This is a genomic window from Paenibacillus sp. FSL H7-0943, assembly GCF_037963265.1.
GTDB classification, from domain to species: Bacteria; Bacillota; Bacilli; order Paenibacillales; family Paenibacillaceae; genus Paenibacillus_AQ; species Paenibacillus_AQ odorifer.
In genome coordinates, this window is the sequence record NZ_CP150148.1 from 317817 (window position 1) to 342638 (window position 24822).

Annotated in this window: 21 protein-coding genes; 14 read left to right on the plus strand and 7 right to left on the minus strand. The window is 45.6% G+C overall.

All coding sequences use genetic code 11. The features are described from left to right. Positions 1 to 30 precede the first annotated feature (30 nt). From NSQ55_RS01435 to NSQ55_RS01455, 5 genes are read left to right on the plus strand one after another with little or no spacing between them, the layout of a single operon-like run. A complete protein-coding gene (locus NSQ55_RS01435; RefSeq protein ID WP_076127007.1) occupies positions 31 to 981 on the plus strand; it encodes an ABC transporter permease in 951 nt (316 codons plus the stop codon). Positions 982 to 985: 4 nt separating this feature from the next. Then, the gene (locus NSQ55_RS01440) at positions 986 to 1831 is read left to right on the plus strand and encodes an ABC transporter permease (protein WP_036687295.1); all 846 of its coding nucleotides are present in this window, start codon (positions 986 to 988) and stop codon (positions 1829 to 1831) included. A 15-nt stretch (positions 1832 to 1846) separates the two neighbouring features. Further along, positions 1847 to 2866, plus strand: coding sequence for an ABC transporter ATP-binding protein (locus NSQ55_RS01445; protein ID WP_076127008.1), 1020 nt, complete (start codon positions 1847 to 1849; stop codon positions 2864 to 2866). Then, positions 2859 to 3776, plus strand: coding sequence for an ATP-binding cassette domain-containing protein (locus NSQ55_RS01450; RefSeq protein WP_280753353.1), 918 nt, complete (start codon positions 2859 to 2861; stop codon positions 3774 to 3776). Before NSQ55_RS01445 ends, NSQ55_RS01450 begins: the two co-directional genes overlap by 8 nt. Before the next feature lie 33 nt (positions 3777 to 3809). Then, positions 3810 to 4259, plus strand: a complete 450-nt coding sequence (locus NSQ55_RS01455; protein ID WP_248549165.1) for a hypothetical protein — start codon at positions 3810 to 3812, stop codon at positions 4257 to 4259. A gap of 93 nt (positions 4260 to 4352) precedes the next feature. Here the strand turns inward: NSQ55_RS01455 and NSQ55_RS01460 are convergent, their stop codons facing one another. Genes NSQ55_RS01460 through NSQ55_RS01485 form a run of 6 tightly spaced genes read right to left on the minus strand, consistent with a single transcriptional unit; the run spans position 4353 to position 9550 of the window. Beyond that, positions 4353 to 5222, minus strand: coding sequence for a metallophosphoesterase (locus NSQ55_RS01460; RefSeq protein WP_339170816.1), 870 nt, complete (start codon positions 5220 to 5222; stop codon positions 4353 to 4355). A gap of 51 nt (positions 5223 to 5273) precedes the next feature. Further along, positions 5274 to 5615, minus strand: coding sequence for a multidrug efflux SMR transporter (locus NSQ55_RS01465; RefSeq protein ID WP_248549163.1), 342 nt, complete (start codon positions 5613 to 5615; stop codon positions 5274 to 5276). After that, on the minus strand, positions 5612 to 6400 hold the full coding sequence (locus tag NSQ55_RS01470) for an HAD family hydrolase (protein WP_339170819.1): 789 nt from the start codon (positions 6398 to 6400) through the stop codon (positions 5612 to 5614). The genes NSQ55_RS01465 and NSQ55_RS01470 overlap by 4 nt, the downstream gene beginning before the upstream one ends. Before the next feature lie 15 nt (positions 6401 to 6415). After that, on the minus strand, positions 6416 to 7762 hold the full coding sequence (locus NSQ55_RS01475; protein ID WP_248549161.1) for an ABC transporter substrate-binding protein: 1347 nt from the start codon (positions 7760 to 7762) through the stop codon (positions 6416 to 6418). A 35-nt stretch (positions 7763 to 7797) separates the two neighbouring features. Then, positions 7798 to 8643 (minus strand): carbohydrate ABC transporter permease, encoded by an 846-nt coding sequence (locus NSQ55_RS01480; RefSeq protein ID WP_339170821.1) that lies wholly within the window; start codon positions 8641 to 8643, stop codon positions 7798 to 7800. A 25-nt stretch (positions 8644 to 8668) separates the two neighbouring features. Next, entirely contained in the window at positions 8669 to 9550 is an 882-nt protein-coding gene (locus NSQ55_RS01485; protein WP_339170823.1) for a sugar ABC transporter permease, read from the minus strand. A gap of 219 nt (positions 9551 to 9769) precedes the next feature. Here NSQ55_RS01485 and NSQ55_RS01490 point away from each other — a divergent pair, with 219 nt between their 5' ends. The 3 genes from NSQ55_RS01490 to NSQ55_RS01500 all read left to right on the plus strand — a co-directional run bounded on the left by NSQ55_RS01490 (position 9770) and on the right by NSQ55_RS01500 (position 12879). After that, positions 9770 to 10327: a transcriptional regulator gene (locus tag NSQ55_RS01490; RefSeq protein WP_076101159.1), complete on the plus strand. Its 558-nt coding sequence runs from the start codon at positions 9770 to 9772 to the stop codon at positions 10325 to 10327. 210 nt (positions 10328 to 10537) lie between these two features. Continuing rightward, complete coding sequence (locus NSQ55_RS01495) at positions 10538 to 11722, plus strand: polysaccharide deacetylase family protein (protein WP_248549159.1); 1185 nt, start codon at positions 10538 to 10540, stop codon at positions 11720 to 11722. A 140-nt stretch (positions 11723 to 11862) separates the two neighbouring features. Next, complete coding sequence (locus tag NSQ55_RS01500; protein ID WP_076101160.1) at positions 11863 to 12879, plus strand: AI-2E family transporter; 1017 nt, start codon at positions 11863 to 11865, stop codon at positions 12877 to 12879. A gap of 107 nt (positions 12880 to 12986) precedes the next feature. On the opposite strand, the gene NSQ55_RS01505 is transcribed toward NSQ55_RS01500, so the two are convergent. Continuing rightward, a complete protein-coding gene (locus NSQ55_RS01505) occupies positions 12987 to 13373 on the minus strand; it encodes a hypothetical protein (RefSeq protein ID WP_038568262.1) in 387 nt (128 codons plus the stop codon). A 256-nt stretch (positions 13374 to 13629) separates the two neighbouring features. On the opposite strand from NSQ55_RS01505, the gene NSQ55_RS01510 reads away from it, so the two are divergent. The 6 genes from NSQ55_RS01510 (at position 13630) to NSQ55_RS01535 (ending at position 24792) form a co-directional block, all read left to right on the plus strand. After that, positions 13630 to 19545 (plus strand): S-layer homology domain-containing protein, encoded by a 5916-nt coding sequence (locus NSQ55_RS01510; RefSeq protein ID WP_339170825.1) that lies wholly within the window; start codon positions 13630 to 13632, stop codon positions 19543 to 19545. A 580-nt stretch (positions 19546 to 20125) separates the two neighbouring features. Further along, the gene (locus NSQ55_RS01515) at positions 20126 to 20665 is read left to right on the plus strand and encodes a MarR family transcriptional regulator (protein ID WP_036687318.1); all 540 of its coding nucleotides are present in this window, start codon (positions 20126 to 20128) and stop codon (positions 20663 to 20665) included. 25 nt (positions 20666 to 20690) lie between these two features. Further along, positions 20691 to 22145: an aryl-sulfate sulfotransferase gene (locus NSQ55_RS01520; protein WP_076186164.1), complete on the plus strand. Its 1455-nt coding sequence runs from the start codon at positions 20691 to 20693 to the stop codon at positions 22143 to 22145. A gap of 22 nt (positions 22146 to 22167) precedes the next feature. After that, on the plus strand, positions 22168 to 23208 hold the full coding sequence (locus NSQ55_RS01525; protein WP_076192516.1) for an ABC transporter substrate-binding protein: 1041 nt from the start codon (positions 22168 to 22170) through the stop codon (positions 23206 to 23208). A gap of 12 nt (positions 23209 to 23220) precedes the next feature. Continuing rightward, positions 23221 to 23997, plus strand: a complete 777-nt coding sequence (locus tag NSQ55_RS01530) for an ABC transporter ATP-binding protein (RefSeq protein ID WP_076186160.1) — start codon at positions 23221 to 23223, stop codon at positions 23995 to 23997. Positions 23998 to 24012: 15 nt separating this feature from the next. Beyond that, positions 24013 to 24792 carry an ABC transporter permease gene (locus NSQ55_RS01535; RefSeq protein WP_036687327.1) on the plus strand — a complete coding sequence of 260 codons (780 nt, stop codon included), beginning with the start codon at positions 24013 to 24015 and terminating at the stop codon, positions 24790 to 24792. Positions 24793 to 24822 lie beyond the last annotated feature (30 nt).

Below are 24822 nucleotides of genomic sequence, written 5' to 3' on the forward strand. Positions count from 1 at the left end.
TTACCGATATAGAACTGGGAGAATATACGTATGAGACAACTTATCGTCCGAAGATTACTGCAAACCCTGCCGATGCTGTTTTTTGTCTCGGTTGTGTGCTTTGCGATGATTAAGCTGGCTCCGGGGGATCCGGTACTATCCTTCGTTACGCCGAATATGCACGCGGATGATATTGAGCGCATCCGGCATAACCTTGGGCTGGATAAGCCAGCCTACATTCAATATTTTATATGGATCAAAGAAGTACTGCAGGGCAATTTCGGGTATTCCCTTGTGAATCATCAGCCTGTATTGGAGCAAATTCTAGAACGTTTACCTGCAACAGCAGGTTTGATGGGCAGTGCAATCGGCTTAGCCGTTCTGTTGGCGATCCCGATGGGTCTGCTTGCTGGAGCTAACCGGAACCGCTGGGTGGATAAAGTAATTAATTTTTTATCCTATATCGGAATTTCAGTACCTTTATTTTGGCTGGCCATCTTACTTATGTACTTATTCGCAATTAAGCTGCACCTGCTGCCTATAATGGGGATGCGAACCATTGGTGTGGAATCAGCGGTTGATGTATTGAAGCATGGTATTTTGCCTTGCGCCGTATTGGCGTTTGGATTTCTGGCCGGTTACGTACGATACATCCGCTCTAGTACGATTGGACAACTAAAAGAAGAATATGTGCAGATTCAATATGCTTTTGGATCCAGCAAGACAACGATTCTGTTCCGTCACGTGCTTAAGCATGTACTGTTGCCAGTAATTACATTGCTCGGGATGTCGATGGGTGATCTGGTGGCGGGTGCAATTGTAACGGAGACGGTATTTTCATGGCCGGGTATTGGCTCTTTAGGGATGACTGCGGTTAAAGGGATGGATTATCCCGTAATTATGGGAATAACTTTGTTCTCTTCTTTAATGCTGATCATCGGCAATCTGGTCGCGGATATTCTATATAGCTTCGTGGACCCACGAATTAAATTAACGAGGTGACCTCATGAATCGCAGTAAATGGAAAAGTGTTGGAGATGAGCTATTTACGAATAAATTGGGTGTCGCAGCCCTCATTACTTTAATCGTCTTCACACTAGGCTCTATATTTGCTTTTTTATCCGGACATGATCCGAATGCAATGGATGTTTTGGCACGTTTGAAAGCACCCGGGGCGGATCATTGGTTTGGTACGGATGATTACGGCCGGGATTATTTTGCCCGAGCTTTGTATGGTGGCCGGGTATCTTTGCTAGTTGGTTTTGCTTCAATGATCATTGCCACGGGTATAGGTGTGACGGTGGGTGTGATCAGTGGATATTTTGGCGGATGGATTGATAATCTATTGATGCGGATGCTTGATGTAGTGATGTCCATTCCATCTTTCCTCGTGCTGCTGCTGCTCAGCGTATTTCTGAAGCCGAGTGTAGGAAACATCATTTTAATTATTGCTCTATTAATGTGGATGAACATTGCCCGTGTGATTCGTGCGGAGACGATGACGATTAAAGAACGGGAATATGTACTATATGCAAAAGCTTCCGGCCAGAGCAACTTTGGAATTATCTGGCGTCATATTCTTCCGGGGCTAGTACCTGTTGTGATTGTAGGTGCGACGAATAATATCGCTTCCGCGATTATGATGGAGTCGTCCCTAAGCTTCCTTGGGTTCGGGGTACAACCTCCGAATGCCACTTGGGGCAGTATGCTTAACAATGCGCAGGGATATATCGCTCAGGCACCTTATTTGGCATTGTTCCCGGGGTTATTGATACTATTAACGGTTCTGAGCTTTAATGTTCTGGGCGATATTTTGCGGGTTGGCTTTGAACCGAAGCTGATCCGAAGATAGGAGTGTGAAGACATCATGACGGAACGGCTATTGTCTGTTGAGAATTTGAAGGTTTCCTTCCAAACTCGGGATGGAGAGAATCAGGCAGTTCGTGGCGTTAGCTTTCATATAGATGCTGGAGAAACGGTAGGGATTGTTGGTGAATCCGGAAGCGGGAAAAGTGTAACTGCGAAGGCGATTATGTCGTTGATTACACCTCCGGGTAAAATTATCGCTGGAAATATTAATTTTCGTGGTGACAATTTATCTAACCTTTCGGAAAAAGAGTGGAGAAAACTGCGCGGTAACCGCATAGCGATGGTGTTTCAGGACCCCATGACTTCTCTTAATCCTGTGAAAAAAATCGGCCAGCAGCTTACGGAGGTCATCCGGCGGCATCGCGGCTTAAATAAGGAAGCAGCGTTTAAAGAGGCAGCAAGTATCCTGCGGCAGGTGGGCATTAATAATCCTGAGCAGCGGCTGCAGCAGTATCCGCATGAATTCAGCGGCGGGATGCGGCAGCGGGTCATGATCGCTATGGCTCTTTCCTGCCAGCCAGAGCTATTGATTGCGGATGAGCCGACAACTGCGCTTGATGTAACAATACAGGCCCAAATTCTTGATCTTTTTAAAGAGCTAAAAAATAATACCAGTACAGCTATAGCGCTGATCACTCATGATTTGGGTGTGGTGGCTCAGGTATGTACACGGGTTATCGTAATGTATGGTGGACTAGTGATGGAGGAAGGTACGGTGGAGGATATTTTTTATCGCCCACAGCATCCTTACACGAAAGGTCTGCTTCGCTCCATTCCGAAACGTGACGGCAAATCGCGTGAACGTCTAATTCCAATCGAAGGCACACCTCCGGATTTGTTGAATCCTCCTTCTGGCTGTCCCTTTATGGAACGTTGCCCTAATGCTTTTGCCCGTTGCAGCGAACGTCCTCCGGTAATCGAATTATCGCCCGGTCACCGTTCGATGTGCTGGTTAGCAGATGGTGTGCAGGAGACTCCAGCCGTAGCTGGCGTTGAAGGGAGCGGTTCGGTTGAGTGACAATAAGATTCTAGTGGACGTAAATAATCTCAAAAAACATTTCTCCAAAGGCAAGGATATGTGGGGACGCGATACATCGGTGCTTAAGGCAGTAGATGGCGTAAGCTTTCAGATACGACAGGGAGAGACCTTTGGGCTGGTTGGAGAGTCGGGAAGCGGCAAGTCCACGGTTGGACGCTGCTTGCTGCGCTTATATGACTACACAGACGGTGAAGTGTCTTTTGACGGGCAGCCGCTGAGCAAGCTTGGAGAGAAGCAGCTAAAACCTTTTCGCAGACGCATTCAGTCGATCTTCCAAGATCCCTATTCATCACTTAATCCAAGCTTAAGTGTGCTTGATCTGATCAGTGAGCCGATGAAAATCCACGGTATCCACGAAGGTGAAGAACGCAAAGAAGCTGTTGCGGCATTGCTGGAAAAGGTAGGTTTAAAAAGAGAACATCTCTACCGCTTCCCGCATGAATTCAGCGGTGGCCAACGCCAGCGGATTTCGATTGCCAGAGCATTGTCCGTAAGACCTGAATTTGTTGTGTGTGATGAACCGATCTCAGCGCTGGACGTGTCTGTCCAGGCTCAGGTAGTGAACATGCTGGAGGATTTGCAGTCCGAATTCGGCTTGACCTATCTCTTTGTCGCACATGATCTGTCGATGGTACGGCATATTTCTGACCGGATCGGCGTGATGTATGGCGGTCGTCTAGTGGAGGTAGCCGAAAGTGATGAGCTGTACGAGAATCCTATTCATCCTTATACAAAGGCGCTGCTGTCTTCCATCTTGGAGACGGATCCCCGGCGGGCCAATCAGAGAATTATTTTAGACGGATATTCGCAAGAGTACGGCAGAGCTGAGACTTCCACACTACAGGAAGTAAGTCCGGGCCATTATGTTGCTTATGATTTTACGGTATGATTAGACTCTATATATAGATTGGGAGGGATCAGAATGTCAGAGAACTTAAACCGGGTAAAGTTATCCCAGTGGGATGCGTTATTGGTGGAATCACTCCGCTCCTTGGGGTGGTCTGATGAGGATATTCTTCGTAAAGTGGCAGAGGGCGATTTGCCCGTTGACGAGAGCGAATACCAATTTGATTATAAGCAGCTGACTACGTTGCAGTCAGAGCAGCCGGAGTTGTTCGGGCAAGCGGTGAAGACAGGCTATCAGATTAAATACAACACGATTCGTGGGATTCGCAGCTGGATATGGGTAGCTCTGGGCAAAGAAGCGGCTCTGGAGCTTGAGGAAGGTAAGGAAGCCGCTGAGGTGGCTTTAACCTTGGCCGAGAAGGAACGTTTGGCTTCTGTGTTATCCTTCGGTTGGCAGATCGAGAGCGATACGAAGGCAGTGGTTGGAGATACAGCTGTCTACCGGATTGCACCGATTGGACGCTAAGCTGAATAGCTACAGTAAAAAACGATTGTTGCGGGGAAGGATTCCCTGTGCACAATCGTTTTTTTGTTATATTTCTCGCTTAAATGCTTATCTTTAATATACGCTTACCGCTGGGTAAAATACCTCATAGTGTGCAGCCTCAATCCAGCTTCCTGTCTTAAAATCTCTGCCCCGGACAAGCACTTTATCGCTATACACTTCTACATAGAAGCCTTGGCTGCCCTCTTTATGTTTATCTTCATTAGTCCAAAGATAGGCGACAGAAGCAGCATTAAACATCGTTGCGATCTCTCCATCGCCAGGGAACATAGTGTTGTCTACCTCCAGCTCCCAATGGGTATGTCCAGTGAATAACAAGGTCTGAGGGTATCTCGACAGGATTTCTTTTAATTCCGTATCTTGTGTGACACCATACCAATCTTGCGATTCCAGCGATCCGGCTACGGTGTCTTTAAGCGGTTGATGCAGGAAGAGAAAGATAGGCTGATCTGGTGAAGCTTGTTCTCCAAGCTTATGCTCCAGCCAATCAAGCTGTTCAGAAGAAAGATCACAGAATTTGGGCAATCCTTGTTCTGTCCCTAGCATAATAAAATGATAGCCATTGACCCAGTGATCATGATAGGGTCCGGACATTCCGGTCTGTGACGTATACATTCCTAAACGTGATTCCCAATTTCCGAGGCCCACATCATGATTGCCTAAGGTAAAGGTAATCCCGGGCAGTTCGGTTTTGTATTGTTTGAGGATACGAAGCATTTCTTCGTATTCAGCAGGGAAGCTGTGGTCTGTGACATCACCGATATGCATAATCCCGCTGCTGCCTTCCCCATGCGCTGCTATATCACGGAGAGCCAGCTCGAAGTTAAGATTGTACTCATGATTGCGGTCAGCAGTGACATGGGTATCCGTAATGATCTGAAAGGTGATAACTGGTTTATCTTCAGGTGATGTGTTCGTACTCATGTTTGGGCATCCTCCTTCATCTATGAACCTATCCAATACTGTTGCTGTTCGCTAATGCGTCTTGCCGCTAATATTCAGTCCTATGATCCCGACAATGATGACGGCTATCCAAAGTAGTGAGGATAGGGTTAGCTTTTCTTCAAAGAACAGGGTTCCTATGAAGGAAATCAGGATGATTCCCGCTCCTGACCATATCGCATAAGCTACGCCTACCTTAATAGAGGTGAGAGCATAATTCAGGGAGGTGAAGCTGGCTCCATAGAACAGGAACATAAGCACGGAAGGCCAGAGCTGGGTGAACCCTTGAGATATTTTCATTGAGAGGGTCCCTGAGAGTTCGAACACAATAGCCAGCGCCAGAAACATCCATGCCCATATTCCTTCTATTCTCACAGGGAAGTAACCTCAATTCTGAGCTCAGCGTAAGATTGTACAATGAGATCTGCATCCGGGAGAATATGTGTTGAAGCACTAGTACCGTCGCTTTCTGCTAGGCCGATAGCTACCTGTACACCCGCTGCTTTAGCCATTCGCATATCCCCATTAGTATCACCGATAACTGCTGTGTGCGCGGGTTCAACGGCCAATCTTTCGCAGGCAAGCTGCACCATGTCGGGGAAAGGTTTACCCTGATCCACAAGATCTGTTCCAATTACCTCGGAGAAATAATGCCGTATGCCAAGCCATTGGAGATGTTTGTCTGCGGCCTCTGTTTCATCTGCGGTCACCACGGCGAGAGGAATGCCTGCACTCACACACTCATCAAGAAAACGATGAAGTCCCGGAAGGGAATGAACGGGGCGTTTCTCTTCTAACCTAACATCCGCTTCGAGACGGCATTGATGGACAATCTCCATGGACTCCGCCCAAGATAAACCTTGCAGATAACCCTGCCATGACAGAATGGCATAAAGATCACTCATAGTCCCCATAGCCAGCGGTCCGTTGCGATCATAATCGGTAATGCTCCCCTCGGCATTGTGTACAGTTCCCATTAATGCAGGAAGCTGCTCTTCTGCAATCTGTAGCCCTCTTTGCTTCATATACTTCGTGAATCTCTCTAAAAAACATTCGCCCCAGCTGCCCCAGAGGGATACGAACTGGAGCAGCGTACCATCCTTATCGAATAGAATAGCTGCTACAGCGTATCTGCCTTGCGGAGTGATGAGCTCAGACATGAAGTCCACCGCCCTTTATTTTAATTTATCAAGCGCAGCTTGCGCCGTTTCTTGTGCTTCCTTAAGTGCTTGTGCTGCTGGGATATTCTCAATCTGCACCTTATCTGCGGCGATTGTCATCGCATCGTTAATTTTGCCGCCAGTTGGGTCTTGGAAAGGTGCAGAACCATGAGAAGCTTGCATCAATGGAACCTTAATCTGTGGATTGCTTTCGCTGAATGACACAAACGCCGGGTCTTGCAATGCGGATTGGCGCACCGAAATATATCCCGTATTAATGGACCAGGACGCAGTATTCTCAGCATTCGTGAAGTAGGTTAGCCATTTCATAGCTGCTTCCTTTTCACTGTCGCTGGCTTTGGATAGAATGCCGGCCATAAGTGCTTGGGCTACGGGTTTGCCCTCACCGATCCCTGCCCAGCCTGGCTGCTCCATAGCCGAAACAATGCTGAAGTCCAAGTCGCCCTGATCGCCGCTGGAGCCGGTGTAGCCTGCGGCTTGACCCTTCATTACATCGTCAATCGTCTTGTACCAATACTCCCAGCCTTGACCGCCGGAATGAATCCGCATGATCTTATCCTCGTGAATCCACTTGCGGAACAAATCCCAGGTTTCAATCCACTCTTTAGAGTCGACCATAACTTGTTTTCCATCCTCACTAAGGATAGTGCCTCCTTTGCTGAGTACGGCATCAATCATGTTCCCTGAACCCCACATAGGCTCCCAACCATAAAGGGTGGTTTTGCCGCCGTCCTTCACTGTCATTTTCGCAGCTGCAGCAGCCAGATCTTCCCAAGTCTTTAGTGTGCTCGCATCAATTCCATTCTTCTCAAAAACATCTTTGCGATAGTACATGACCTGCGTTGTTCCATACATCGGCAGGAAGTATTGCTTACCATCAACCTGGCCCTGATTTAGAAAGGTTTGGACAAAATCCTCTTTATTGAAATCTGGCTGCAGTGCCATAAGCTCGTCTATCGGAGCGAAATATCCTTTACGGGCCCAATCTACATTGGAGGAGAGAGCAGCCGCAGGCACTTTCCCTGTAGCGATAGCTGCTTGCAGCTTCTGTTCGGTTTCCGTGTAGTCTGCCTGCGCGATACCTTTGACAATGACCTCTTGCTGAGAGGTATTAAATTTCTGAATCAGTGCCTCCATATTCTCACCAAGCTTGCCGCCGAGACCATACCAGAATTCAATTGTTACCGGTGCATTTTGTGTGGGTGCAGCCTCTGTGGAGGGGGAGGAAGAAGCTCCATTCGCCGCTGTAACATTGCCTGTATTCGCATTTCCTCCGCAAGCTGTTAACATTGTAAATCCGGCAACCAAAGACAGGGTGGACAGTCTCTTCAATACGTTCATCATCATTCTCCTCTTATTAAAATAGAATTGTTAGCTTATCCTTTGCTGGAACCAGCGGTCATATTGACACTTTGCATGATCGTTTTCTGAGCTAGTAGAAATACTAGCAGCAACGGGGCGATGGTGAATGCGCAAGCGGCCATGATCAGCGGCCATTTTAATCCGTAAGCACCTCCTTGAGTAAAGAAACTACGCAGACCCGCCGAGACTAGCTGGAGATTAGGGTCTTTGGTGATCAGCATCGGCCAGAAATAGTTATTGTACTGATCAATGAAGGTGATCAGGGCTAGCACAGCAAAGGAAGAACGTGTAATGGGGACAAGAATGGTCCACAGAATCCGCATATGTGAGGAACCGTCCACTTCTCCAGCCTCCACCAGCTCATGGGGAACCTGAAGGAAGGCTTGGCGAATTAGAAAGATGGAGAAGACACTTACACAGTTGGATAGAATTAATCCGGCATATGAATCCAGTAGATGGAGCTGGGACAATACCAAATATCCGGGAAGATAAACAGCGGTGGCTGGAACCATATAGCCGAAAAGAATAACGCCTGAGAACAGCCCTCTGAAGCGGAATTTCATATGCGTAAGCGCATAGGCCATCATCCCGGAATTTATGACCTGCAGAATAACAATCGACACAGCGACAAATATGCTATTGCCCATATATCTGAAGAAAGGGGCTTCGTGCCAGGCGGCTGAAAAATTACTCCACAGCGGATCCTTAGGCCAAATTGTGGGCGGAGACTGCCAGATTTCATCATTGGTTTTTAAGGCGCTGGTGACCATCCAATAGAAGGGGAAGGCCATGATCAGTGCAATAGCTGTAAAAAATAGATGGCGGGTCAGCTTGCCCACGCGTACGATCGTTGCATTCATCAGTCGTTCTCCTTTACAGCAGTTGTTATTGATAATGGGTTGTCCGTTTACTAACCTCTAGTGAGATTACGGAGAGCAGCATACATATAAATACCAGAATCATTGCGACACTAGAGGCTTCTCCAATCTGAAAGGCTTCAAAGGCAGACTGATAATACATATAGAGCAAGGTGCGTGTTGATCCTGAGGGTCCACCTTGTGTAAGTACGTTAATCTGGTCGTAAGCCTGTAACGCCCCGATGATCTGTACGATGAACAGAAACAGTGTCGTTGGCGAGATTAGCGGTAAAGTAATACGGCTGAATTTTTGAACAGCATTTGCTCCATCCAGTTGAGCTGCTTCCAGCAGATCCGTAGGGACATTGCGTAGTGCCACCAAGTAAAAAATCATCGCCCAGCCTACCGATTTCCATATTGTCACGAGCAGAACGCCAAGCAGCGCCCATTTAGGGTCTTGAAGCCAACCGATTTTTTCTAGACCTAAGAGGTCAAGTACAGTATTGGCAAGGCCGATTTCGGGTTCATAGATCCAGGACCAGACAATGGATACAGCCACGGTCGGCGTGACCCAAGGGGAGAACAGCAATACCTGATAGAGGGTGGACCCTTTCAGCTTCCCGTTCATCAGGAGTGCTAGTCCAAGTCCGATCAGAATAACGGGCAGCACACTTCCGGCACAGAATAACAGAGTCACTCTAAGTGCTTTATAGAAGGCAGGATTGCTGAACAGATCCAGATAGTTGGTTAGTCCGACAAAGGTTTTCTCAGGGCTCATGAAGTCCCATTCGGTAAAGCTGAGATAAAATACATAAAGTAATGGCGCTAGCCAAAATACAACGAATGGAATCATTGCCGGCAAGGTGAAGAGCACCGGTTTCAACTCCCCTATAAATCTCGAACGTTTCATTATTCTGTCGATACCCCATTCCATCTTCTGTTTTTTGCGGTATAATTCTGAGGCAAGCTCTTCCGTTCAAAAAAAATTGTACACTCATCGAGCGGCTGCGTGGTCAAGTGGACGTAAAGATCGATGCGAGATTATGTAAAAATTTAAGAGATTAGCGCAGGTAGTTGCTATTTTGTGTAAAATAGAAGGGTAGATTCTAAGTGGAATGAAGGTGCAGCTATGAAACAGGTAGCCTTTGGTGAAGAGAATAAAGACTTATCTCCACGCGAGCAGCTGCTGCGTCCGATGATCGATGCGATTGCTCAGACGATGGACCTATATGGTGCGAATTATTCATTCGGGCAGCTGTATGGAATTATGTTCTTTGAAGACCGTCCGATGACGCTTGAAGAGATGAAGAATGTGATGAATATGAGCAAGAGTAATATGAGCTATGGAGTCCGTTCTTTGATGGCCTCCAAGATGGTCACTAAGCTGGAGGAGAAGCGGGACCGAAAGGATCTGTATGCAGTGGAAACAGATTTCTTTCAGACCTTTAAGAACTTTTTTGGGATGAAGCTACAGCGGGAGATTGATGTTATGAAGCACGCTTTAGACGTTGTCATTCCTGAGCTGGAGGGATTGGTTCAAGCCGTGGATACGTCTGAGGAGGAGCGGCAATTCTGCCTGAAGGATCTGGAGAAGCTGGAGCATGCCGTTCAATATTATCATTGGCTGCAGCAGTTCGTGGACGAGCTTGGGGAAGAGAATTACTTCGCAGATAAGAGAAGGTCCTAGACCGTCTACAATCACATATAGATGTACATAATTGTATATAGATCTCCATTTTTGCGGGGTGTTCCTTAAGCCGGTTCAGGCTTGAGGTTCGCCCTCTTTTTTATGATAAAGAAACAAAAATAAGAAGAAAATGTAACCAATAGCAGGTGGAACTTCCATAAAATATATAGTTACATAGGGACAAGAAATGTTGTTAAGGAGATTCTGAGATTGAAAACAAAAAAATATATGCTGCTTGTTGTCATAGTTCTACTGCTGAGCCTTGCTGCTATTTTGAATACACAACGTGAACCTTCAACAATAACTATTAACGTAAATGGTCAAATGATAAAGACGATAGCTGCCAATCCAGCCTCGCCTGATGATCTTATGATCCCGAAGGCAGTAGCTGAACAGGCACTAAATACACAAATCGGGTGGCAGAAATCTGGCCCTCTTCCAAAAGGTATTTACTACAGAGATCAGGTGGCTGTGCTGATGTATCATCATCTTTCTGAGAAGCCCATGCCACAGTTTCCTTGGGTGTTATCGGTTGATCGGTTTGATGATCAAATGAATCTGCTGAAGCAGGAAGGTTTTCATGTGATCACCATGGCGGAATACCGCGAATTTATGCTGAATAACGGCGCAGTTCCGGACAATGCAGTGCTGCTGACCTTTGATGATGGATATGAGAGTTTCTATAAATTGGCGTTCCCCGTTTTGCAAAAATACGGATATACAGCCGTTAATTTTGTTATCGTATCTACAATAGATCACCCAGATCCGAATAGCGTACCGAAGCTCACTTGGGAGCAAATGCGGGAAATGAAGCATGCTGGGATGGGATTTTATAGTCATACCTATGATTTGCACCATTATGGGATTGTCGATGCCGAGGGCGGGCAGCGGCCAGCTGCAAGTGCCTTGTTATATGTTGATGATGAGAACAGGAATGAGATGAATGTCGAATACTACAGCAGAGTTACACGTGATCTGGCTAAGGCGGAGCAAAGGCTGAAGGAAGAATTGGGCAATACGGATTCGGCGATTGCTTTTCCTTATGGGTCCTACAATGACAGATTGCTGGCTGTTTGTGATTCGCTGGGGATTTCACTGACCTTCAAAATTGAGGATGGGATTAACACCAGAGCGGATCGGAATGCCGCACGAATTAACGGGGGAAGTGAGACACTTACCGCTGCGTTGACGCTTGATCAGATGAAGCATATCGATTTGCCTATGGAATTGACCTTGAACAACCAAAAGGTGAATATGGTAAGGAATTCTCCTGAAATGAGGAAGGGAACCTTGATGGTTCCGTTTCATCAATTATGCAAAGATCTGCATATAGATATGAAATATGATCCGAAACGCCGAATCGTTGAATTGACTCATATGGATGCAGGAGCATGAAAAGTGTCACTTTTATAGATGATGAGATTACAAAAAGTGAGTAAATTCGTCATTTTAGGCGAATCACTAGTTGCTATAAGTGAATTCCTTACTGTAGACTATAAATAGAGTACTAATTGGTAAGCGAATGGAGAGAACTGATGGAATTGTTTAAGCGTTATTACGCAAATTTAACGGTCCGGCGTTTTTTGATTTTAGGATTGGTTGCTCTACTGCTATTCAGTATTAGAGATATGCTTAATTTGGTACTGTTGACGTTTTTGATTGCGTATGTAATGAATAGCTTTCAAGTGCTGCTCACGAAGCGCATTAACAAATATGTAGCAGTTAACAGCAAAGTAATTATTGTTATTCTATACCTTGCCTTAATCGCTGTAGTTGTCATAACCCTCGTTAATTATCTGCCTAAGGTTTTTATACAGATTAAACAGTTAACGAATTTTTTGACCAATTTGACCCCTGAGAACATCCCGCAAAATGATATAGTGCAGTATATATTCGCCCAGCTTAAGGATTTGAACTATCAGTCGTACATGAAAGACGGTATTGAATATGTCTTGAAAATAAGCAATTGGGGCACCAGCTTTGTTTTATCAACTATTTTGAGCTTTGTATTTATACTTGAGAAGAACAGGATCGTTAGTTTCACTTCCCGCCTTAAAGAGAGCAAAATCTCTTGGTTCTATGTAGAGCTTGAGTATTTTGGCAGAAAATTTATCTCCTCTTTCGGAAAAGTGATCGAAGCACAAATTCTGATCGCGTTGTTTAATACATGCTTTACGGTGATCGGACTCTGGATTTTAGGTTTTCCTTACCTTTTCGCATTATCCATTATGATCTTCTTGCTCAGTTTAATTCCGGTAGTAGGTTTTGTTATCTCGCTAATCCCACTTTGTATTATTGGTTACAATATTGGTGGCCTAGTCATGACGATATACGTACTGGCAATGATTGCCGTACTGCATTTTGTAGAAGGCTACTTCCTAAATCCTAAACTGATGTCATCCAAAATGAATTTGCCTATGTTCTATACGTTTATCGTGTTGTTATTCTCTGAGCATTATCTCGGGGTATGGGGTCTGATTCTGGGGATTCCGATCTTTGTATTCTTCCTTGATATTCTGGAGATTAACAGAGAGAACAAGATAGGAACTTAGGGATTCTGTTATAAAATAAGTGTTAAATATACAAAAACCGGCTAAATGGAAGATCCATTTAGCCGGTTTTTTTGTGTGTATGTTACAGCGTCGCTGTATGTATTCCCTTAACCGAAGGAAGTATGGACACTATCTGAAACGATGTCCCTCAGCTCCGCTTTATATGCCGCATACTGCTCGGTTGTTATGCTTCCAGCGGCTAACCGTGAATCCAATTGATCCGTTAGCTGGGCAACCTGTAGATCGATTACAGCTTCAATATCTTGGCCTTGTTCTGATGCAATATCTTGAAGTGACTTACCGTCATATATGGCCTCGTATAGATCCTCGTCCGTTGGCTGGTTAAGTACCTCCAATAATTCGTCTTGATCCGCGACCTCTGCCGTGGACCATTTAACAGGCGAACTTGCATTAGCGGTAAGACTAGTCCAAGCATTTCCGAAAGACATCACTACAACTACCGTTCCGACTATGATCACTCTTTTTATATCCATTAGAGTCCTCTTTTCTTGTTCTGCAATAACTTATCTTGCTTAAGCATCCGTCTAAAGTATCGTTTAAAATGGGTTCTAACTAGTTATATTGTAACCCGCGAAGCTGAACTGAAGCTTAAGCAATATTAAAAATAACCTAAAGATTTAACACGGCTATGATATAGCGATAATACACCGCAGGTATACTTTCCAGATGAGCTTCATTGCATATTTATGCATTGAATCACAATCAAACAAATGGGGAGTGTTCGGAGTTTTGAGAATAACAGCAAAAGCTAAACGTTTATTTTCCAGCATAATTGCCAGCAGTCTGATGTTGGGAATAATGGCTCCAGCAGGGTATGCCGAAGAGCAGCAGCTGGAGACAGAGCAGACATCTTCCGAATTAGAGGCGCATTTTGATGAACAGGTTGAGCTCAACACGCTTTTAAGTCAACCGACTGTAATGGCAGATGTGTACGCGGTACCTAATAATCCAGGAGCGCTACTGATTACAGAAGTTGTTCCGGATACTAAAAATGTAAAAGGGACAGATGGAACCTCTGTAGATGGTTACGAGTTTGTTGAGGTCTACAATAATACGGACAAGCCGGTTAATTTTAAGGATTATTATTTCTTTTATAATGACAAAGATACATGGGCACCTAATGGTGATGCTGTAATACCGGCGCATGGAAATATTGTTTTCTGGATTATGAACGGCAATAATCTGAGTGTTCCTACGGAGGATTTCATCAAAAACTTTAATCCTTCTGCAGCTTTGCAGGAAGGAGTGAATCTGTTCCGGATCAACGGTGGCGGGGGGATGGCTAACACTTCTGCGCGTAATTTACAAATTAAAAGCAAAGCAGGAGATACGCTAATTGTTTCTGCTTCCTATGGAAAAGAACAGGTGAAGGAGAATAACGGGATCTTCTATCAATATTTGCAAGCGGATAGCTCCGTTATGAACCTCATGGCGAATTCGGGAACGGTTGTGGCTACGCCTGGAACCGTAGAGGCAGAACAAGTGCCTGAGCTAGTTCCTGGGAACAAGCAGCCAGTGATTGAACATATTGCACAGAGTAGTGTCGATCCAGCCGATCTCCCTATCAGTGCGAAGATTACTAATCTGGAAAGCGGGGCAGATGGATCACTACCCGTAGTGAAGCTACAGTATGGCTCTCCTTCTCAGGCGAAAGATACGGTAATCACCATGACCTCAAAAGGTGGGGATGAATATGCGGCAATGATTCCTGCAGCTGCGCTGGAAGAGCCGGAGCTGCATTACAGCATCCGCGTTAATAATGTGACAGAGAGTTATTCTGTTCATGTGAACCTGCCGGCGTTTGATTCGAATAATGTGCCGCCGTTGTTAATCACAGAGCTGCTGCCAAACTCGACGAATGTAAAAGGAACGAGCAGCGACGCTTTTGAATTCATTGAGGTCTATAACAATACTGATGCACCAGTTAATTTCAAGGACTACAAGGTCTATTATCGTTATCCTGATAAAGGTAACGCTTCCGATGTGAAGTGGCCTTCGACGCCAGAGAACTTTCTTATTCCTGCACAGCAGTCCGTGGTGTTCTGGGTTATTAATAGTGCCAATAGTACGTACACTGCTAATGATTTCAATACAGAATTCAACACAAACTTAATTGAAGGCACTAATCTCTTTTTGATCAAAAGCGACGGTATGGCGAACTCTGGCCGCCGGGCAGTCGTAATCAAAAGTAACACGGAAAAGGAAATTTCCTCCGCGTATTATGATGCTGACCTCACCTACGATGGTGGAGCTAAAGGTGATGACACCAAAGAGAATAAAGCCCTTCTATATAAGTATCCTGTGAATGGGCTGAGCAAAATGCTCAAGATCAGTACGGGGTCAGCCGTTCCGTCACCAGGCCAGACGGATGTAACACAACTTCCAAATCCACCGATCCATGTGGAGCCGGATACAGAGAAACCAACAGTAGAAGATCTGACGGGCGTAACGGAGATTGATCAGTCGCTGGGTCTCGATTTGAAGGCTTTTGCTGATGACAATAAAGCTGTTACTTCTGTGGAAGTTAGAGTGTCTTCGGACAAGCAGCCGGAGGCTATTAGCCACAATCTATCCCAAGACTTCAATGATAGCTTGTATCACTTTAAATTGACCTCTGCGGATTTGATTGGCAGAAATGAAATCCAGTATTACTTTGTCGTTTCTGATGGAACGAATGAAACACAATCTCCAGTAATGAAAGTAAAAGTTACAGGAGGACAGGATCAATCACCCCTTCGTTTGAATGTGAAGGAGGGGCAGTTGATCAATGGCTCCGTGACCGTAAAGGCAACCTCTGCCACCGCTAAGGCTGATGCCTTAGGCTTGAGCATTGACAGTAAGTTACTGGGCAATAACGAGGCATATAATGCACTTGAGAATGATGCCTACTTTGTATTTGAAGCTAAAAATGTGGACTATTATTTTAAAAATGCGATCACGATGGGACCGGAAGAACTAGGAGATGCCAGTATTCTGTATACCTTTATGGACCCGATTACTACGTATACTACATTGACTTTTCCTATTTCTTCTGCCGCTTTACAAAAGGGTACGGATAATGTGATTTACATTCGAGCGGGCTCTAAATCATCTCCATTTGATCCTCGTCCTGAGGAGAATAAGGATGATTTTGAAGTGAAAAATGTTCGTCTCCTGCTGGCAGATGGTACCGAAATTTGGGATCCGGCTTATGCAGAACGTGATAAGGAAATCAAGATGGGGGACAGCGCAGGTAAGCATGAATCCCTCGGCTTCCAGTTTGATCTAAAAGCGGATTTGTTCCGTTCAAAGGCGTACAACTGGAATACTAAAGAAGCAACTGACGGAGAACATAAAGTAACGCTTACCGAAGGTGGAACGAAAGTATCATCAAACGTAATTGTCGATAACACGCCACCATCCATCAAAGCATCAATAGAAGAAGGACAAACTTACCGTGGCAATTTTGAAATTGCTGCTGAAGTTAAGGATACTTATGCAGGTGTAGATAAGGTCAGCGTGAAGCTGGATGGTAATGTTATTGAACTGCCCTATGCTACTTCATCCGGGAAGTTATCGGCTGGGGAGCATACGCTTTCTATCACAGGCTTAGACAGGATTGGCAATCAGGCAGAAAAGGTCATTACATTCAATGTACCGAATGAGAATCCATTTGCGCCACTGCTTATTTCTCCTACAAACTGGGAGACCGCTGTAGGTACTAATCCGACTTTAAAGGTTAAGGTTGAAGATCCTAATCAGGATAAGATAAACGTTACCTTTTTTAGAGGATTTAAGTACGATGCTAACCATCCGGAGCAAGGCTTTGCTGGGTTTATAAATGCATCCGATACAGAGCCGCCGAAACAATCCGTACCTGCGGGCGAACAAGCGCTTAGCAGTGATGACTACAGTAAAATAAGTGCGGTGGACGGACAATATTTAATTAATGATGCTGTCGATCAATTCCCTTATCAGCGTTATGAAATTAAGCTGGATGAGTCGGTTAAGGCGTCAGATCGTGTAGATATTGAATGGAAAGGGAATTCGTTGCCGGGACGAAAAGTAAGTCTCTACGCATGGAGTCCAGCTCAACAAAAATGGGTACAGCTGGATCATTTAATCGCTGGAACAGAGGATTTTGAGCTGAAATCCACGGTTACAGCTGGAGAATATGCTAATGGAAATAGCATTGCCGTAATGGTTCAGGATGAAATTGCTTCTGTGGCTAAGACAGCACCTACAGTAACACAAGATGCGTATGACTTCTCTTTTGTATGGATGTCTGATACACAATATTATTCACAGAGCTACCCTTACATTTACCGTAAAAATGTAGAATGGATAGCTGACAACAAAGAGAGCTTGAACCTGAAATACGTTATTCATACAGGAGATATCGTGGATAAATCCTATCAGGAGTATGAGTGGAAGGAAGCTGACCGGGACATGAAGGTTCTGGAGGAAGCTAACATTCCTTATGGTGTTCTTGCAGGTAATCATGACGTAGGTCATCAAACCGGGGATTACACGAAATTCTGGGAGTATTTTGGAGAGTGGAGATTCAAGAATATGCCGACCTTTGGTGGCTCTTATGACAACAACAGGGGCCATTACGATTTAGTGTCTGCGAACGGAAATGATTTTGTTATTGTATACATGGGCTGGGGATTGGCTGAGGAAGAAATCGAATGGATGAATGAGATCGTTGCCCGTTATCCAGAGCGTAAAGCGATTCTTTGTCTCCATGAATACTTGCTGGTTTCTAATAACCGGGCACCTATTGCGGATAAGATTTTTGAGATGGTTGTGAAACCTAATAAAAACGTAATCGCAGCACTGTCCGGCCATTATCATGATGCTGAGCTTAAAGTAGACGAGCTGGATGATAACGGTGACGGTATTCCAGACCGCAGTGTCTATCAAATGCTGGCAGATTATCAAGGCGCTGAAGAAGGGGGTCTCGGCTATATCCGACTGCTTCAGTTCGATGTTGCTAATAACAAACTTCGCGTGAAGACTTATTCGCCTTATTTGGATGATTATAACTACTATGATGAAGACGAATATCCAGGCAAAGATGAGTTCGTTCTGGATCTGGATTTACAGCCTGTGACTAAACGTGTGGCTACCGACTATATCGGAGTCAAGGTTTACAGCGATCAGGAAATTGCGGCCAATCCACAAGTAGAGAGTGGCGCGGAGACTCAGGTCACTTGGAGTAAGCTGAATCCGGATAGCTACTACCAATGGTATACAAAGGTTGAGGATGATCACTCCGGTAGTGTGCTTTCAGATATCTGGGGCTTTTACACTGGAAAAGAGGATGTGACGCCGACACCAGAGGTGACACCGACACCAACACCGACACCAGAGGTAACGCCGACACCAGAGGTAACGCCGACACCAGAGGTATCGCCATCGCCAGAAGTGACGCAGACACCAGCACCTGAGGTGACAACGGCACCTCCAGTAGTTTCACCAGTACCAACAGTGACTCCAACGTCTACAGCCACACCTGGAGCGGGAAAAGGAAACATTGAACTGGCATTAGGAAGTAATGGGACGTATACAGCTGATCCGTCAGCTTTGAAGAAACTGATAGAGGAAGCTGCTACAGGGGGAAGTCTAAAGATTAGCGCAGGCGGAGCAACTTCAGCTCAAGATCAGATTAGAATTGCTCTTGATGCAGCCGCTGTTCAACAGGCTGTCGATAAGAAGTTGAATTTGAATATTGTTTCATCTAACGTTACCTTGAGCGTACCAACAAGCTCCTTACCAGCCATTCCGGCAGGCAGTGATATGCTGCTACTAAGCATTGATACGAGTATGATATCTGTACAGGCCAATGACGCTGGAATGAGTCCATTCAGAGCTAACGTTACGCTGAACCTCAGTACATCTGCAGGAGGCAAAGAAACGGCTATCCACCAGCTTAAAGGTGCTGTTACGATTACCTTGACGCTGACTAAGGAACAGCTTGCTAAGCTTGATACAGATTTTGCGGGTGTTTATTATGTAAATGGCAGCACGTTGGAATATTTGGGTGGAGTGTTTAAGGATAATACCGTTACCTTCACAACAAATCACTTTTCCTCCTTTGCGGTGCTGGAATACCATAAGCAATTTAGGGATACTGCTGGTCACTGGGCAGAGTCGTATATTTCCAAGCTGACGGCTAAGCATGTGATTAAAGGGATCGACGATACGCATTATGGACCACAGGCGAATGTAACCCGTGCAGACTTTGTTACACTGGCCGTTCGTTCTCTCGGATTGGATGAAGCAAGTGGGGCAATCGTACAGAGTGCTTTTGCAGATGTATCTAAAGATGCTTATTATGCACAGTCGATAGACAAAGCTGTCCAGCTTGGATTGATCCAAGGCAGTGATGGCAAGTTCCGACCTAAAGATGCGATTACTCGTGAGGAGGCGGCAGTTGTCCTGCAGAAACTGATGCAGTATAAAGCAGGATTGCAAGCTTCCGTTGCTGCTGCTGCAAGCTTTAAGGATATGAATAGTGTATCTGAGTGGGCGAAGCAAGCGGTAATTGATTTGCAAGCAAAGGGAATCCTTGACGGCAAGGGCGACAATAACTTTGACCCTCGTGGCAAAGTGACCCGCGCTGAAATCGCAAAACTGTTATATGGAATAATCAAATTATAAGATAGGTTGGCAAAGGCAGGCAGAGGTGACTCTGGCCTGCTTTTTGTCTTTTTTTGCGTGTAGTCTCCTTTTTCTTCTATGTAAAAAGGAAATTTCCACTATTCATATGATTTTTTATATATAATATTTTTGAATTAATTTTTAATTTTCAGAATCTTTCAAAATAAAAGGTAGATTGCAAGGAGTGCAAGTGAAATTAAATATCTCCAATCTGCCACTTCAGGAGTCGGGTAAAATATATTTACCAGTTAGAGCGTTATTTACCGGCCGTATCATCTTTTATGCAGGTTTATGATGAAGACAGCCATGCGCTTGTACTGGAAAGTGGTCTATAAGCTTCCAAGTTGGAGGGCACCTTTGAGGGTGTTCTTTTTTTGAATATATAAAATACTTACTTGACAGGTAGGAATAAAGGGGTATATGATATCACCAATACTTAAACAGTAATTAAATGAACAGTGAAATAATTCAACTGAGCTGATTGGACCACCAAAGGCTCCCGTACTTTTCCCTTGTCAGGGGTAGGTGCTGGGAGTCTTTTTTTATGGGCTGATTGGGAGAAAGCAGAGGTAAGTAAGCCATGAGCGAACAATATTGGAGACAGCTGGAGGAGACAGATTGGGCATTTCGCAAGGCGGTTCGCAGATTCGTGAAAGAGCGGGATAAGGTCGCCGTAGCAGGCATCTCCTTACCAGGCATGCTGATTCTGCACAAAATCATTCGTGATGGTGAACAAAGGCTAGGAGACTTAGCGGATGAACTAGACTTCACCTCAGGTGCGATTACCGCATTGAGCGATAAGCTTGAGGCGGGTGGATATACCGTGCGCAGACGTAAAGAAGGCGACCGTAGAACGGTAATGCTGGATATTACGGATAAAGGCCGCAAGCTGGCGGAGCAGAACAGCAACATCGGAGAACGATGTATTTCGCTTTTGTTTGAGGGGTTTACGGAGGAGGAATTGGCGCAGCAAAATGACTTTTATCAGCGGATCATTAGCAATTTGGAAGGATTCTCGGATATCCTGCTGAAGCTCGCCAAGGAGAATGCAGAGACCTCTCCAACCCTTGAACAGAAGCCACGAACAACCACCAAAAAAAGTAATTATCTTAGCTACTAAAAATTGAACGTAGGAGAGATGAACGATGGGACATTCAACCATTTATCCAACTGGAGCAACCGTATATAACCCTAACAAAGCCTGGAGTGGCTATACCGTATTTCAAGCTGGTGAAGAAGGTGTTGTACTGATTGATATGAACGGTAAAGAGGTGCATTTGTGGAAGGGGCTGCTTGGATTTCCGGCTAAAATCTTCCCGGGTGGTTATGTGCTGGGCAGCACAGGAAGAAGAGATCCTAAATTCGGAATACAGGATAATGTAGATCTGGTACAGGTGGACTGGGATGGGAACATCGTGTGGAAATATAACAGCTATGAACATATAGAAGATCCGGGTTATGAACCCCTCTGGTATGCCCGCCAGCATCATGACTATCAGCGCGAAGGCAATCCGGTCGGATATTTTGCACCGGGGCTTGAACCCAAGGTAGACAGTGGAAAAACGCTAATTCTTGCTCATAAAAATATCTACAATCCTCAAATCTCCGACAAACAATTGCTTGATGACACGATCCTTGAGGTGGACTGGGAGGGGAATATCGTCTGGGAGTGGGCTCCAAATGAACATTTTGATGAGCTAGGCTTTGATGAAGCGGCCAAAAATGTACTATTTCGTGATCCTAACTCACGCTCTTTCGGAAATCTAGGTGGTGGTGTTGGAGACTGGCTGCATATCAATTCGGCTTCTTATGTAGGACCCAATAAGTTTTACGATGCAGGGGATGAGCGTTTCCATCCGGATAACGTGATCTGGGATGCGCGTGAAGCAAATATTATTGCGATCACGGATAAGCGTACCGGAGCCATCGTTTGGAGAATCGGTCCGGATTACTCGCTGCCAGAAGTGAAGCATATCGACTGGATCATTGGCCAGCATCATGCGCACATCATTCCGAAAGGTTTGCCGGGAGAAGGCAACTTACTTGTATTCGATAACGGGGGCTGGGGCGGTTATGGTCTTCCAAATCCATCTTCTCCTTTTGGGCAAAAAAATGCACTCCGCGACCACTCACGAATTCTGGAGATTAATCCCGTAACCCTTGAGATTGAGTGGCAATATACAGCGGCAGAAGCAGGTTTCTCTGTCCCAACCGATTCTTATAAATTCTACAGTCCATATATCAGCTCAGCTCAACGGCTTCCGAATGGCAACACCTTAATTACAGAAGGTTCTAACGGCAGACTCTTTGAGGTTACGCCAGAACATGAACTGGTATGGGAATATATTTCGCCATTTACGGACTCCAGAAATACCAACATGGTCTATCGTTCCTACCGTGTGCCTTATGCATGGGTACCACAGCTGGAAACGCCAGTTGAACAAGCGATTGAGCCAATAGACGTAACGCAGTTCAGAGTCCCGGGGTCTGCACCTAAAGGATCGGATTCTGTGGTAAGTGTGGCGACAACCCTGCCATTTGTTGAAGGAGCTGCTTGTGTGGCGACGACGGATGAAGGCAGCAGCCGCAAGGTAAATTAACAAATTTGAGGAGATGTGTCGGTTGAAAAAATCATGGATCAGCTCAAGCTTTCTGCTCTTATCTTTATCAGTGGTTATCCTTTTATCGGGCTGCAGCTCCAAGGGCGACGCGGCTGCCTCTAATGCCGCTAAAGAGGGAGCGGCGAACAGCAAAGCAGAGACATTAAAGATAAAAATTGCTGACATCAATACGAATCCCACTTTTCGGGTGGCACTAGATAAAGGCATCTTTGCCAAACACGGGATTGACGCTGAACTGGTCAACTTTGGTTCCCCTGCGGAAGGTGTAAATGCCCTTTTTATTAAACAGGTGGATGTGGCTTTCGGGGCAGACTTCCCCTTGCTGAACGCAGTGGCGAAGGGCGATTATGCTATTATCGCCTCGGCGGGATTAGCGACTGATGAAGCGTCCACTGAATGGAAATTGTTCGTACAGGACGATATTCAGAAGGCTGAAGACTTGAAGGGGAAGAAGCTGAGTTTCATACGCGGTACCTTCATTCCGTACCTTTGGGATGAATATTTGAAAGAGCATAATGCTGCTCTCAGTGATGTGGAGTTGATAGGACAGGGTGCCTTTGATGAAGCTTATATCGCTTTGAAGCAAGGTGCTGTGGATGGAGCATGGTTTTATGGTTCGGTTCTGAATGATAAGCTCTACGCGCTTAAAGGTGTTCATGAACTGACAGATATGTCTAAAACCACGGTTCGATTGGGGATGGGGATTGTAACGGGAAATGATTTTGCGACTAAGAATCCGCAAGGTATAGCGAATTTCCTAGCAGCGGTGAATGAAGCCGGAGCCTATGCTCAGGCTCACCCAGATGAGGTTGCTGATCTGATGTATAAGGAAGTGAAGCAGCCTAAGGAATCAACGATAAAAGATCTGCCGAATAATCCGTGGGCACTAGGATTTACTCAAGCAGCGTATGACAGTTTGACCAAGCAAAAGAAATATATGGTCGACAACGGAATCATTGAGAAGGATTTTGATCTGGATAGCAAACTGAATCTCGAGCCGCTGGCGAAGGCATTGCCAGAAGAGGTTACGTACAAGAAATAGGGGGAGTTCAGCATGTCATTATCTGCTAAGCAGCATACCATTCATATTGAGCAGCTCCGTAAAAGCTACAGTGAACCGACTGCTGGGGACGTTCACTACATTATAAAAGATGTAGATCTCGTAATTAAAGGTGGCGAATTCTTCGTTCTGCTCGGGCCGAGTGGTTGCGGGAAATCAACACTGCTGAATATGATCGCCGGCTTTGTCTCCAAATCCGGTGGGCATCTACGGGTGGATAATGTAGAGGTGAATAAGCCCGGCAGAGATCGGGCGGTTGTGTTCCAGCAGGCTGATTCCTCATTATTCCCTTGGTTAACCGTTCGTCAGAATGTGGAGTTCGGATTGCGGATGAAGAAAATCGCAAAGGTGGAACGGCATACAATATCGGATAGGTTCATCGGGCTTGTTGGGCTGAACGGGCATGAGGAGAAGTTCCCGAAGGAGCTGTCTGGGGGTATGAAGCAGCGTGTTCAGCTGGCTCGGGTGCTGGCGAATGATCCAGCGATTCTGCTGATGGATGAGCCATTTGGTGCACTGGATGCGATGACGCGCCGAACGATGCAGAAGGAATTGGTCAATATTTGGCGCCAGACACATAAGACGGTGATTTTTGTAACTCATGATATTCAGGAGGCGTTATTGCTGGGAGAACGAATTGGTATTATGTCAGTAGGACCGTCCTCTAATATTACGGATATTTATGACAATACACTGCCGTATCCGCGGGACGTAACCTCACCGGAATTCTACTCGTTATACAATCAAATTCAAGGTCATTTCGAAGAATAGGATAGGGTGAGACAGATGAGGAAATGGGTGGAGAAGAAGTGGGTTTCCGTAACCCTTCTATGGATTACCGCGCTCTGCGTCTGGCAGCTTGGAGCTGTAATCTATGGCCCCGATGTGATCCCCGGACCATGGAGTACACTTAAAGGCGGACGGGAGCTGCTGGAAGACGGAACCTTGCTGCAATATATCGGGATTAGCTTTTACCGGGTGCTCATTGGTTGGGTACTCGGCAGTTTACTGGCGATTCCCGTAGGACTAATCATTGGGAAGGTGAACTTGATCCGTATTTTTGCGGAGCCTTTCCTGAACTTTATCCGTTTTATCCCGCCGATTGCATTCATTACTTTGTTCCTAGTATGGTTTGGTATTGGGGAGCAGTCGAAGATTGCGTTAATTATGTACGCTACCTTTTTTATCGTGGTGCTGAATACTTTAACCGGTGTGATGTCCGTGGAAGAGGACAAAATCCGCTCAGCCCGCAGTATGGGCGCCAGTGAGTGGCAAATTCTGATTCATGTGGTCGTTCCGGCGACGATCCCTTATATTTTTACGGGTATCCGGTTAGCGATGGGCACCTCATATATGGCGATTATCGGCGCGGAAATGATTGCTTCGAACGAAGGTGTAGGTTATCTGATCTGGAATTCCCGGTTGTTTTTCCGTACGGATTGGATCTTTGTCGGGTTATTCTGCCTTGGCTTTATGGGCTTCTTTACGGATCGGCTTTTTGGCTGGTTCGGTAAGAAGGTGCTTTACAGATACGGTGTTGTCAGTGTGGCAGCGCGTAGACGGTAGTTATATTCATACATGTAAAACTGCCTGGAA

Bases quoted from the DNA above. Each gene is read 5' to 3' on its own strand.
- NSQ55_RS01435 (WP_076127007.1), top strand. From the start codon at position 31: ATGAGACAACTTATCGTCCGAAGATTACTGCAAACCCTGCCGATGCTG.
- NSQ55_RS01440 (WP_036687295.1), top strand. From the start codon at position 986: ATGAATCGCAGTAAATGGAAAAGTGTTGGAGATGAGCTATTTACGAAT.
- NSQ55_RS01445 (WP_076127008.1), top strand. From the start codon at position 1,847: ATGACGGAACGGCTATTGTCTGTTGAGAATTTGAAGGTTTCCTTCCAA.
- NSQ55_RS01455 (WP_248549165.1), top strand. From the start codon at position 3,810: ATGTCAGAGAACTTAAACCGGGTAAAGTTATCCCAGTGGGATGCGTTA.
- NSQ55_RS01460 (WP_339170816.1), bottom strand. From the start codon at position 5,222: ATGAGTACGAACACATCACCTGAAGATAAACCAGTTATCACCTTTCAG.
- NSQ55_RS01470 (WP_339170819.1), bottom strand. From the start codon at position 6,400: ATGTCTGAGCTCATCACTCCGCAAGGCAGATACGCTGTAGCAGCTATT.
- NSQ55_RS01475 (WP_248549161.1), bottom strand. From the start codon at position 7,762: ATGAACGTATTGAAGAGACTGTCCACCCTGTCTTTGGTTGCCGGATTT.
- NSQ55_RS01480 (WP_339170821.1), bottom strand. From the start codon at position 8,643: ATGAATGCAACGATCGTACGCGTGGGCAAGCTGACCCGCCATCTATTT.
- NSQ55_RS01485 (WP_339170823.1), bottom strand. From the start codon at position 9,550: ATGAAACGTTCGAGATTTATAGGGGAGTTGAAACCGGTGCTCTTCACC.
- NSQ55_RS01490 (WP_076101159.1), top strand. From the start codon at position 9,770: ATGAAACAGGTAGCCTTTGGTGAAGAGAATAAAGACTTATCTCCACGC.
- NSQ55_RS01500 (WP_076101160.1), top strand. From the start codon at position 11,863: ATGGAATTGTTTAAGCGTTATTACGCAAATTTAACGGTCCGGCGTTTT.
- NSQ55_RS01505 (WP_038568262.1), bottom strand. From the start codon at position 13,373: ATGGATATAAAAAGAGTGATCATAGTCGGAACGGTAGTTGTAGTGATG.
- NSQ55_RS01515 (WP_036687318.1), top strand. From the start codon at position 20,126: ATGAGCGAACAATATTGGAGACAGCTGGAGGAGACAGATTGGGCATTT.
- NSQ55_RS01520 (WP_076186164.1), top strand. From the start codon at position 20,691: ATGGGACATTCAACCATTTATCCAACTGGAGCAACCGTATATAACCCT.
- NSQ55_RS01530 (WP_076186160.1), top strand. From the start codon at position 23,221: ATGTCATTATCTGCTAAGCAGCATACCATTCATATTGAGCAGCTCCGT.
- NSQ55_RS01535 (WP_036687327.1), top strand. From the start codon at position 24,013: ATGAGGAAATGGGTGGAGAAGAAGTGGGTTTCCGTAACCCTTCTATGG.